Origin of the sequence: Vibrio sp. OPT18, from assembly GCF_015163615.1 — a bacterium.
Lineage (GTDB): Bacteria > Pseudomonadota > Gammaproteobacteria > Enterobacterales > Vibrionaceae > Vibrio > Vibrio coralliirubri.
Genome location: NZ_JADDYK010000055.1, coordinates 36553 through 48565, shown reverse-complemented (window position 1 = coordinate 48565; position 12013 = coordinate 36553). Strand labels below are relative to the sequence as shown.

11 protein-coding genes are annotated in these 12013 nt (G+C 45.2%); 2 read left to right on the top strand and 9 right to left on the bottom strand.

The features are described 5' to 3' along the window. Positions 1-38: 38 nt before the first annotated feature. The 4 genes from IQQ51_RS14650 to moeA form a co-directional block, all read right to left on the bottom strand. Positions 39-656, bottom strand: coding sequence for a hypothetical protein (locus tag IQQ51_RS14650; protein ID WP_193841464.1), 618 nt, complete (start codon positions 654-656; stop codon positions 39-41). 11 nt (positions 657-667) lie between these two features. Then, positions 668-2803, bottom strand: coding sequence for an LruC domain-containing protein (locus tag IQQ51_RS14645; RefSeq protein WP_193841463.1), 2136 nt, complete (start codon positions 2801-2803; stop codon positions 668-670). Between the two features lie 255 nt (positions 2804-3058). After that, a complete protein-coding gene (gene moeB, locus IQQ51_RS14640) occupies positions 3059-3808 on the bottom strand; it encodes a molybdopterin-synthase adenylyltransferase MoeB (protein WP_193841462.1) in 750 nt (249 codons plus the stop codon). 12 nt (positions 3809-3820) lie between these two features. After that, positions 3821-5056, bottom strand: a complete 1236-nt coding sequence (gene moeA, locus IQQ51_RS14635) for a molybdopterin molybdotransferase MoeA (RefSeq protein WP_086968280.1) — start codon at positions 5054-5056, stop codon at positions 3821-3823. A gap of 216 nt (positions 5057-5272) precedes the next feature. On the opposite strand from moeA, the gene folE reads away from it, so the two are divergent. Continuing rightward, entirely contained in the window at positions 5273-5926 is a 654-nt protein-coding gene (gene folE, locus IQQ51_RS14630; protein ID WP_017061725.1) for a GTP cyclohydrolase I FolE, read from the top strand. A gap of 714 nt (positions 5927-6640) precedes the next feature. On the opposite strand, the gene IQQ51_RS14625 is transcribed toward folE, so the two are convergent. From IQQ51_RS14625 to IQQ51_RS14610, 4 genes are all read right to left on the bottom strand, one after another. After that, entirely contained in the window at positions 6641-7240 is a 600-nt protein-coding gene (locus IQQ51_RS14625) for a hypothetical protein (protein WP_193841461.1), read from the bottom strand. Further along, positions 7233-7772, bottom strand: a complete 540-nt coding sequence (locus IQQ51_RS14620) for a YaeQ family protein (protein WP_017631131.1) — start codon at positions 7770-7772, stop codon at positions 7233-7235. The genes IQQ51_RS14625 and IQQ51_RS14620 overlap by 8 nt, the downstream gene beginning before the upstream one ends. Before the next feature lie 117 nt (positions 7773-7889). Beyond that, positions 7890-8099, bottom strand: coding sequence for a cold-shock protein (locus IQQ51_RS14615; protein ID WP_010430417.1), 210 nt, complete (start codon positions 8097-8099; stop codon positions 7890-7892). 449 nt (positions 8100-8548) lie between these two features. Further along, complete coding sequence (locus IQQ51_RS14610) at positions 8549-9634, bottom strand: PQQ-dependent sugar dehydrogenase (protein WP_193841460.1); 1086 nt, start codon at positions 9632-9634, stop codon at positions 8549-8551. A gap of 270 nt (positions 9635-9904) precedes the next feature. On the opposite strand from IQQ51_RS14610, the gene IQQ51_RS14605 reads away from it, so the two are divergent. Beyond that, positions 9905-11098 (top strand): multidrug effflux MFS transporter, encoded by a 1194-nt coding sequence (locus tag IQQ51_RS14605; protein WP_193841459.1) that lies wholly within the window; start codon positions 9905-9907, stop codon positions 11096-11098. 124 nt (positions 11099-11222) lie between these two features. Here the strand turns inward: IQQ51_RS14605 and IQQ51_RS14600 are convergent, their stop codons facing one another. Then, on the bottom strand, positions 11223-12008 hold the full coding sequence (locus IQQ51_RS14600; RefSeq protein WP_050633000.1) for an ABC transporter ATP-binding protein: 786 nt from the start codon (positions 12006-12008) through the stop codon (positions 11223-11225). Positions 12009-12013: the final 5 nt, after the last annotated feature.

Below are 12013 nucleotides of genomic sequence, written 5' to 3'. Positions count from 1 at the left end.
AGACCTAACTAACGACAAGCTACCTGCTGTTAAACGATTTACTGCCAGACAATCTGAGAGTCGCCGCTAGAAACCACTTGTTGTAATGGAGGTTGACCATCGTAAAACCAAATCTCTATCAAGAGTGCTTCATGGTTTACCGGTGCTGCAAAGTTGGAGGCGAACACACCATTATCTAATGGGCCAGCAATGACTTTACTGGAGTAATCCGGCTTCAAGGTTGAGTCATCTCTTGTACTAAATCGGCTATAAACGGTCACAAAAGAACGGTCTGTCGAAATGCTGCTGATGTCGATGTCGAGATCAAACTGTTCAACCGAGTCGTAGTCAAACCCGTCAGGTACCACCAAATCACTCATCGTATAGCTTTGCGCTGCTACCGCACTTGTCGTGGGAGACGGCGAAGGCGTTGCTGTTACTGGATTCGACGGTGTTACAGGTGTCGAGGGTGTAGATGGCGATGGAGTCGATGCACTGCTACCACCGCCCCCGCCGCCCCCACAACCGGCTAATACTAATGGCGCTGCTGCTAAAATAACGGCTAGTGACTTCTTCATGTTCCAAGTGCTTTGTACAGACATACGTTTTTCCTCAAAGAGATTGCGACTTGAATCAACGCAATGATTGTCTCGATATTGTTTAGTGTGAATAGTCATAACGTCTCTCCTTATGGTTCGTAACGTTGGTTGTCTGCAGGTGATTGGTACCATGTCTGGTTCGTTTCACCGCCGGATTCTGCGTATGGTTTAAATTCTGGGTAAGCGGTAACAATATCGACGTACTCTAAAGGCCACTCCCATTCGTCATCCGAAGTCACTATTAGTGCCCAAGGGTGATTTTCTACTGTTTTGAAGTATTTACCTGTTGATGGATTACTGTCATCGACGCCTAAACCAGCTTCAAAGAGGTTAGTGGTATCAAATGCTTCTGTTGGAGCTTGGTCTGGCAAGTGAACCTCCCAGCTGCGTCCTGGATGTAGAGGTAGGTTTTCACCGTGATAATACCCAGGCGTTGCGAAGATGAACGGGTCGTAAGGCATATCGGTCCAGCTGCCAGTACTCACACCGTCGCCGGCTAAAGTAATTCCGATTTGGAAAGAAAACTGCTCATCCTCTTTACATCCATTACTGGTGCGGTAGAAGGTGCAGCCAGTGCTGATTTTTTCTGTCAGGTCATTGGCGATAACAAAGATTGCTTCGCTACGTCCATCTTCTAGGTCAAGGTCAGTGAATACACCGTTGTGTTTCATGTAAGAGCTACCACTACTCACTAAGATCGGGTCTAAGTTAGGAAGTCGAACAGCAAAACCATTTCTGTACGTTGCCCCGACAGCAGCTAGGCGGCCGTCAATAGTGGACTTAACGACTTTTCCATCTTTAAGGATTTCGGTAATGCGATACATAAGAACAGCGTCGTTCATGTCGTAGTCGGCTTTATATGGCCAGTTATCTTCGTACGCGAGCGTTGCGTAACCGGAAGCACTTGGGAAGTAACGAGCGGTGGCACCATCGTTAAGAACATCGACTTGAATATCTACCACCTCACCAGAGGTTGAACCGCCAAAGTAACTTAGGTTGGTTTGTTGACTGAATCTAAATCGAGCCCACGTCGTACCGGTTAGTGCGTTGATATCGACATTTAGAAACAGATCGTTTTCACCAGCGTCTAACAGGTAATCGGTAAACACTTGCTCGTTGGCGCCATCGAAGCTGCCATCTTGGTTCCAGTCTATCCAAGCTGAAAGGTAACCGGTTGTTGAAGCTTCAATCACCACTTTTGAATCAAGACCAGCTTCAAGTGCGGTTACAAAACCGATACCACCGTTCGCCCACTCATCATCAATACCCACGCTTTCATCTGATTGCGGTGTTACGTAGCCATCAAGGTCGGCGTCGGGCGCATCTGTACCTAACCAAGTTACGCCATCCAGTTCATGTCGAGGACCGTTACTTTCTAATAACGTTAGGTAAGTATCTGGAGCGTCACCGAAGTCGATGTTGGAATCTTCATCCACAACAGGCGCATTCGCACAGCGAGCACCATCATTTTGATTAGAAGAAGGGCCATTCGATACAAACTCTACAGCAGGAACGACACCTGCAGCGATGTTTGCAGCGTTCTCTGGGGACAGGTTGATACGGTAGATCTTACCGTCTTGATTTCGAGATACGTAGTAGTAGCCGTTTACGTCGAAATAACCTGCGCCGAATGTCCCTGTTTCTCCGGTGTCACCAATGTAGGTTTCTGCGCCTGTGGTTGGGTTGAATTGGTACAAGCCGCCCGAGTTATTATCGATACCATATAAAGAACCATCACTTGGGTGGAAAGCAAAATCGGTCAGTCTTACGGTTGCCGGGCTGCCAGCTATTTTGTTAACTGTAACAGTCGCGTTTGGGTCGGCGTCTAACGGCGATAGGTCAACGGTGAATAAACCTTTCCCTGTGCGGTACAGGTAATACACATGTTCATAGACGTCGCCGACATAGAAAGTGTGGTCAGTTGGCAGTCCACTTGTGTTGATAACTTCTGCTTGGAAGTCTTGGCCAAGACGCACTAGGCGTTTGTTGGTGGTGTCATAGCCATAAATATATCTGTCTTGGAAGTCGAAACCAACACCATTGATATTGGCATCCATACCGGTATCGTCTTCTAACAAGGTGGTTGAACCTGTCACTAGGTTCACGCCCCAAACTTGCACTGGGGTGGATTGAAAGAGGTACGCCTTACTTGGACAGGTATCGAATGGCGCTGCGTTGGCGACTAGGGGGGCGCTTAATAGCAAACTTAACGTTGTAATTCTCATATCTACATCCTTGTGATGGAAGGTCTAGATACTTTTACAAGTTACGTGCCATTTTTAAGTTGTTGATTTTTTTGGTTTATATTTTAAGGCGTTAGGTTTCTCATTATATTCTCAAAATGAGAATTCAAATGAAACTAATCACTCATAGAGTATTTCAAATTGATAAAGCGATTTGAGACGCTTATGTTGAGACCTAAAAAAGCCCTGATTTTTAGTCAAGGCTTAGGTTTTCGATAAGAGGGGATATGATTCAGTCTATCCACACACCGAACAATTAGGCATCTTCATTAAATTCATTTCACGCCAGTTGTGAGACATGGCATCGAGAATCAAAAGTTTGCCTTGCTTTGGTTGTCCAAACTTGGCAATAACCTTGATAGCTTCCAAAGCCTGAGCCGCGCCTACCATGCCAACAACAGGTGCCATCACACCGGCTTCGACACAGCTTAGAGCAGCATTACCAAATAGAGCGCTCAAGCACTGGTAGCAAGGTGCGTTTTCATCTTGATAAGTGAATACGCTAATCTGACCTTCCATGCGAATCGCAGCACCTGATACTAGTGGCGTTTTTGATGCGTAACACAAACGGTTCAACTGATTGCGCGTTTCAACGTTGTCACTGGCATCAAGAACAAGAGAGTGTGCTTCAATCAACTTGCCAAGTGCCTCGTCATCAAGCCTGTGATCAACAGTTTCAATCGTCAGATGAGGATTCAATACTTGCAAAGACTCAGCGGCAGAATCGACCTTCTTCTTACCAATATCAGCATCGGTATGAAGCACTTGTCGCTGTAAATTTGAAAGCTCGACAATATCATCGTCGATCAGTGTTAGCTTACCAATGCCCGCCGTCGCAAGGTATTGAGCAGAGGCACAGCCTAAACCACCTGCACCTAACACTAAGATTGAACTCTGTTTCAGCGCTTCTTGGCCTTCAAAATCAAACTGTTTGAGAATGATCTGGCGATTGTAGCGAAGCATCTCTGCGTCAGACAGTATTTCCATCAGCAAGCCTCGTTAGTAAAGCGTCGAGTTAAACAGTTGAATCTGAACCGTTTCACCGACTTCAACACGGCCACGTTCGCGCTCTAGTACCACAAAGCAGTTTGCTAAGCTCATTGAGCGGAAAGCGCCAGAGCTTTGGTTACCTGTTGTTTCTACTACAAACTGACCGTTTTCAATCGAGTAGATGCCGCGTTGATAATCAGTACGGCCTGGGCCTTTTTTGAATGCGGACTTAGTGATAGCCGGAATCGATTCTGGTGCTGTCCATGCGGTGTGACCAGCCAATTTAGCCAGCATAGGTTGAACTAACACATACATAGTCATCATTGCTGATACTGGGTTACCCGGTAAGCCACAGAACCACGCGTTATCCAACTCACCAAATGCGAACGGTTTTCCGGGTTTGATAGCGAGCTTCCAAAAGCCAATTTGACCGAGTTCTTCCAAAATATCTTTGGTGTAATCCGCTTCACCAACACTCACACCGCCAGAAGTCACAACAACATCTGCGAGTTCTTGAGCTTTCTCGAAGGTTTCTTTAAGCGTTGCAGGGCAATCAGGGATGATGCCTAGGTCAATCGCTTCACAACCAAATGCTTCAATCAGCGGTTTAATGCCGTAGCGGTTGCTGTCGTAGATCTGACCGTCTTCAAGAGGTTGCCCTAATGGCTTGAGCTCATCGCCAGTAGAGAAGAAAGCGACTTTGGGTTTGTGTGCCACAGTTACATGGCTCACACCGAGCGAAGCAATCATTGGAATGTCACGAGGCGTTAAACGTTCGCCACGGCTAAGAACGATATCGCCTTGCTTGATATCATCACCAGTAGGGCGAATGTTATTGTTCAGCTTGATGTCGTCTTGTTGAATCTCAATGCCAGCGTCAGTTTCAGCCGTGTTTTCTTGCATGATTACGGCGTCACAACCTTCCGGGATCTTTGCGCCTGTCATAATGCGAATACAGGTGTTTGCTGGCCATTCACCTTCAAATGGTTGACCTGCAAAGGACTTGCCCGCTAAAGGCAGTACTTTACCGTTCTCTAGGTCTGCTAAGCGCAGTGCATAGCCGTCCATTGCTGAGTTATCAAAAGGAGGGACGAAAATAGGGGATAGAATATCTTCAGCAAGTACGTAACCCAATGCTTCTGCCAATGGCAGTGATAAGGTCGTTTGAATAGGTTTAATTGGTGATAGCAGCTTATCTAGTGCTTCTTCAATTGGCATCAAGCCCGGAGCGTCGCAACAGCCCATAATTGAAATCCTTTGATCGTTATTATTTTGATTTGGTGGTTGGCAATAGGGATTCAATAATTATCAAATCATGATGGTTCGCCAACGAAATTGCAGCCACTTTAGCATAGTTTAAGCCCCGTAAATAATGACCTCCCTTAAAATATGGGTGTATTTATTCAAAATTCCGAGTATCCTTGTTTGCCATCCAGAAGGGGTAATAAAAGAGGAAGTTCAATGTCAGGTCTTAGCGAATCAGCGAAGTTGGTTAAAGATGCGCTAGCAAGCCGCGGGTTAGAGACGCCAATGAGTCCTAACCAGGTTAGCCGAGAAGAGAAAAAGGAACGAATCGAACACCATATGCGTGAGATTCTCACTCTCCTTGAACTTGATCTTACGGACGATAGTCTGGAAGAAACACCGCAACGTATTGCTAAAATGTACGTGGATGAAATTTTCTCTGGTTTGGATTACGCTAATTTCCCTAAAATTACTGTAATCGAAAACAAGATGGGTGTTCGTGAGATGGTACGAGTAAAAGACATTACCGTGACCAGTACGTGTGAGCACCACTTAGTGACGATTGATGGTAAGACTGCGGTCGCTTATATCCCGCGTGGGAAAATCATCGGCCTTTCAAAGATTAATCGTATTGTTCGATTCTTTGCTCAGCGCCCACAAGTTCAAGAGCGTATGACGCAGCAGATCCTTGTTGCACTGCAAACGCTACTCGAAACCGATGACGTTGCTGTAACTATGGATGCCGTTCACTACTGCGTTAAATCTCGCGGTGTTATGGACGCAACTAGTGAAACGACAACAACAGCTCTGGGCGGTATATTCAGATCAAACCCAGCAACGCGCCACGAATTCTTACACGGCCTGCGTTAATACGTTTCGTTATTGGATGAACGCGATTTATCCTCTGTAAATTGAAGTTCGTTGAAATTATTCTAAGCCTCGCTTTTTGCGGGGCTTTTTTACGCCTGTAATGAAGTTAACTGTAATGGCTGCGAATGTCGTCATTCCCTAGAGTGAAGAATGAGCGACTCGTTAACTTTTGTCATTCCCTAAAGCGAAGAATTAGCAAGTAGGGAGTCTGTTTTGATGAAGTGTTTTATTGGTATAGCTGGCACGAGATCCCCGATTCAGTCGTTTCTCCTTCTCGAGGATGACGGCGTGTGAGGTAAAATACGAGGGTGAGGGTTAAGTGTGTATTCTATCGCTAGCCTTTTAGAAGCCAGCGTTGCTGATCTTGCAGAATGAGAGACTCGGTCACCTCTGTCATTCCTTAAAGTGAAGAATGAGCGAGTAGGGAATCTGTTGATCTTTGTGCTTTCTGACTTGCTATGAGATCCCCGATTCAGTCGTTCCTCCTTCTCGGGGATGACCAAGAATGTGGGGTACTAGGCTAAGAGTATTTCGCGAAAAACGGTTATTTTTGTGTTGCTGTTTAGGCGAGCCGAAACGTTGAATCTCAGTAAAACGAGTCCGTCATTCCCTAAAGTGAGGAACGAGCGTAATAGGGAATCTCTTGCGGCCAAACAGAAAAAGCACGCTCTATAAAACATAGAGCGTAACTAGAGTCAGTCGCTGGTGGGGTGCTTAAGAAAGGTTAAACAAACGCTTTAAGTGGTGAACAATACCAGATGGCTTGTTCTCAGCTTGATAGATGTTCAAACCATCGTAAAAACTGGCCATGAACTCTACGCGAATCTCATCATCACTGCTTCTCGATATACGAGACAGTAGCGTAGCGGCTACAGCAGCATGATCATTGGCTAGGCTGTAATCCATTCCTAGTCGTCCTTGAATGAACAACCACAAATGCGTGACTAGTTTTAACTGTTGGGCGTTAGAGTTTTGAAACTTGTCGCTATGTTCAGTGCGCACTGTGTTATCGAATACATTTTGCATCGCCTCATTCGCTTCTTTATTACTTTCAAAGCGATAGCTTGCATCGATATGTACCTTGGTTAACAGACCAAGCAACGTCTGACGTGCAGAGTTGTCCGGCTTATTCTCACAAGCGTGTTTAAACAGAGCGTGGTTTTCGTCGATAAAAGACGTTAGCTCTTTCTCGAAACCTGTCGCAATCGCGGCTACTGAGTCTAAACCAGACTCTTTCAAACAAGAGTGCAGTTTGGTTTTGACTTGCTGATTTGCTTCAAGTTTCTGCTGATCACTAGTTGGACGCTCAGTCATTACTCTGTAGCTCTTCCCACGTTACTTCTGCAGATTGAGTATCGCTGTTAACGAAAGCAGAGTTACCCGTCAGCATGACTGAAAGATCCATCGTACGTTGTGTCATCGCTGCTAGCTGCTCAATACCATCGTTGTCTAGACGAACGATCTGAGCTTTTAGGTAACCGAATTTACCTTTGTTCTGCTCCCACCAAACGTTTGATTTAGTGTTGAAGCTGAATACGCGTACTGATTTAGATAGGCGAGTTGCCTTCTTAACACGCTCTGGATCAGGTTCGCCCACATCAACCCATTCTAGGATTTGATCGTCTAACGACTTCTGCCATAAATCGGGTTCTTCAATACTAGACAACCCTTTAGTGAACTCAAGTTCAGGAGATGCATTGATACAGAAAGCCATGATACGAGCCATCATTCGCTGTTCTGTTTCAGAAGGGTGTTGTGCAACCGTTAGATTAAAAGAGTCGTAATAGTCGCGATTCATATCGGTTAAAGAGATACGAAACTTGTAGATTGTCGGTTTAAGAGCCATTGAGAGGGTGTCTTAGGTAGAAATAGTGAAGGGGAATATTACCTTAAATCTCTGAATAGCGGGTAAAAAAATAGCCAGCAGAGGCTGGCTATTTTTAGAAAGCTTTAAAATACTAAATTAAAGTACTTTGATGCTGTCAGCTTGTGGGCCTTTTTGACCTTGAGATACTACGAACTCAACTTTTTGGCCTTCAGCAAGAGTTTTGAAACCGTCGCCAGTGATAGCAGAGAAGTGTGCGAATACGTCTGGGCCGTTTTCTTGTTGAATGAAGCCGAAGCCTTTAGTTTCGTTGAACCATTTTACTGTACCAGTAACTGTGTTAGACATGATGATATCCTAAAATTAAATTTTTATTTTGAGCCAATTGTGGCACTGATAGCGCGGAAAAGTTTATTGCTATTGCGTACAACACAACGGGGTTACTAGTAATCCAACGAAATGTTTATATACAAAGAACTTTCTTTCTAGCCGGAGTGAAGTCTAAATCAAATCAGGGGATAGTCAATCGAATCCATAGTGAAAGGTTGCAGAAACTTGGGGGTAGTCAAACTTTGCATTCCTTAAATATCATGGAGTTACAGTTGTATGGTGATTTGTTGTAGTTTTTGTGAAAAAGGTGGTCGAAATTGATGACGAATTTGGAGTAAATGCACTGTTTTAGCGCATTAATTTTTTGCAAATTTAAAGCCGCTAACTGGGCGTTGAGCCCACTTTTAACGGCTTATATTTATAAATGTCGTTGTAAGGTATATGTCTTCACTTGAACGAGGTTCCGGCTACTTTTTCAAGCGGTATAGATTACCATTATCGGTGCTGAAGAAGATGTCTCCGTTTGGTGAAGTTTCGATGTCTCTTATCCTTTCGCCCAAGTCCTCTAAAATGCGTTCTTCCTCGATTGCCTCACCTTGTTCATTGACTGTCACAATATTGATGTGAGTAAGTTTTAGTGCTCCAGCCAGCAGTTTGCCTTTCAGCTCTGGGTATTTGTCTCCTTGGTAAACAATCAAACTGCCCGGAGCGATTGAAGGAACATAGACTTTTTTAGGCGCTTCAATACCATCTTTGGTTTCCGATTCGCCAACGCTGATAGGGCCCCAATACTCTTTTCCGTGTGAGGTGACTGGCCACCCATAGTTGGCACCTGCTTTTATTAGGTTAATTTCATCACCACCGCGAGGACCGTGTTCAATCGACCAAAGCTTTTGAGTCGGGAAATCGTAATACAGACCTTGTGGATTGCGATGGCCAAAGCTCCAAATTTCATTGAGCACCTCGCTGTTATCCGAGAATGGGTTATCGCTTGGTGTGCTTCCATCGGCATTCAGTCGTAATATTGAGCCAGCATGAGTCATGGTGTCTTGGCCGTTGTCTCGATCACCTCGATCACCGATTGAAAAATACAGGTGGCTATCATCAAAGGTGATACGGCTACCAAAGTGACGTCCGGTGTCCGTTCTGGATTTAGATACAAACACGTCTGTCCAATTGGTGATTTCATTATTGTTGTAATTAGCATAAGCCAGTGTTGTTACCCCTTCACCATCGACGTCTTTACTGTAAGTGACGTAGAACTTTCCGTTTTCAAAAGGGGAGAGTCCGATATCCAATAACCCACCTTGGCCTTTCGCCCATACATTGGGCAGCCTGAAGAGTGTTTTTTGATCGCCTGTTTTTAAATCAACTTGTTTAATGACGCCTGATTTTTCTGTTACTAGCATGGACTTATCGTTGATATAAGCCAGCCCCCAAGGGATCACGAGTCCGTCGGTGATCTTCTCTGCCTGCCACGCAAAGGCAGACGTTATAGGACCAGAGGCAAGTAGCGCTAAAGCACATGAAAAAACACGGTGATGAGTGTTCATTGAAGTCCCTTGATTATGAGCATCTAGTGTTAGTCTAGCGCTTGTCGTGGGCAGGCGGAAAGCTCAGGTCGCTGAAAAGTGACTATTCACATATTTAGTTGAACGCCTATTGTATGATTATACAAGCTCACGTATGTTTACTGTGCCTTTCTCTATTTGATCCCGTCGGAGCATTATGAACAACTCGCCAGCAGCATTTTTGCTATTTTCTCAGTTTTTATGTTGTGAGTTAGATACGCACGATTTTTTTTCGAATGGACGTATTAAACGATGAGTCGTGGATTTGATTTTAAATCGATCTTACTTGCTTGTTTGGTCATCAGTATCGGCCAGCTCAGTATGGGCTTGGTGTTTCCTTCTTTACCTTGGATCGCAAAAGATTTTGATGTCTCGCTAGAGCAAGCTCAGCTTTTGGTGAGTGTGTATTTATTAGGCTTTGGCCCTTCCCAGTTTATTTATGGCCCTATTTCCGATGCTCTTGGGCGTAAGAAGGTACTGTTAAGCGGCTTGTTGATCGCCATGCTTGGCCTGTTGATGATCATCTTCTTCAGCCATTCATTTACCAGTATGGTACTGGGTCGATTCCTGCAAGGTTTAGGAACAGGTTGTTGTGCGGTGCTTGCTCGCGCTTCCACACGAGATAGATTCAGCGGATCTGACTTACCATTGGCGATGTCTTATATCGCCATGGTAGCGTCAATTACTCCCCTGATTGCGCCTGTTATCGGTGGGTTTATCAACTTCCACTTTGGCTGGAGTATGGTATTCATCTCGCTACTTGGGTATGTCTCATTGGCTTGGGGGGTATTGGCGTTCAAATTCAAAGAAACCGTCACTCAGTTCTCAGCGATTCCCTCACCGAAGAAAATGGCGTTGCAATACAAAGAGCTACTCACTTCTCGCTACTTTATGAGCTTTGCGAGCATTGGCTGGCTTAATTTTAGTTTGATGATCACCACTGTGTCGGTGATGCCGTTTATCATGCAGAACCAGATCGGCATGACGTCTGATGAGTACGCTATGTGGGCGGTGATACCTGCGTTGGGCATGTTAGGTGGTACCAGCTTGTGTAACCGTATTCGCCCAATGTTAGGCAATAAGAAAACACTGTTATGTACGCCTGTGCTACACATCTCAGCTGCGTTGTGGCTTTTCTTTTGCCCACTTGAGCCTTTGTATCTCATGCTTGGCCAGTTTTTGATGATCCTTGGTAATGGTATTGCGTTACCTTGTGCTCAGGCGTTAGTGATGTTGCCTTATAAGAAGAATGCTGGCGCGGCTGCTGCGATGTCTGGCGGCGGGCAGATGGTGGTCTCTTCAATGGTGAGTATGGGACTGGTTCAGTTAGGGCTAGGGGAAGCGTGGCATTTATCGCTCGTCATCATGCTGTTCACATTGATTACCCTGTTTAACATTTTGCGTGGTTTCAGTAGCCAAGAAGCGAGAGAGTCCCAGCTCAGTTAGTTGTTTAGGTAATTATCTAGCAGCCCGGCTAGTGGAAAACGAAAAGGCCATTGAAGTTCTACAATTTCAATGGCCTTTTTATGCTTAGAGCTTAGAGCTTAGAGCTTAGACTCAGATATCCGAACTATTCACAGACAACGGCGACCTTTTCGCTTGCTGCTGTCTTAGCTGGAACTGGATGATCGATCAGTCGGATAGGGGATTCATACAGTGCAGACAAAGCCTGTTCATCGAGTAACTTATCTGCGCTACCTTCAAAGGCAATCTGACCTTTCTTCAGAGCAACGATGTGTGTCGCGTAGCGCAGTGCAAGGTTCAAGTCGTGCAGAATCACGATAACGCCAACGTCTTCATTTTTGTTCAGTTCAGACAATAAACTCATCAGTTGGAATTGGTGATGAACATCCAATGCAGAAGTCGGTTCATCAAGGATCAATACCGGTGACTGTTGAGCCAGCAACATAGAGACCCACGCGCGTTGACGTTCACCACCAGATAAGTCATCCGCTAATGCTTGTGAGAATTCAGTAACACCGGTTCTTTCCATTGCTTGCTGGATGATCGACTTATCTTCTGAATTCCAACGGCCTAGTGCGCCTCTCCATGGGAAACGCCCTAAACGAACTAGCTCTTCGACAGTTAAGCCAGCAGAAGCGGGAAGTTTTTGCGGTAAATACGCAATCTTCTTGGCTAAGTCTTTGCTTTTTAGTGAAGAAAGAGAAGTGCCGTCCAGTTCAACGCTGCCATGATCCGGTGACATCTGCCCGGATAGCAAATTAACGAGTGTAGATTTACCTGAACCATTATGGCCAAGAACGACAGTCAGTTCATTGGTCGGAATCGCAAGGTCTTCAATTGAGAGAATGGTTCGTTCATCACGAACAATTTTGATGTTTGAAAGCTGAAACATGTCAG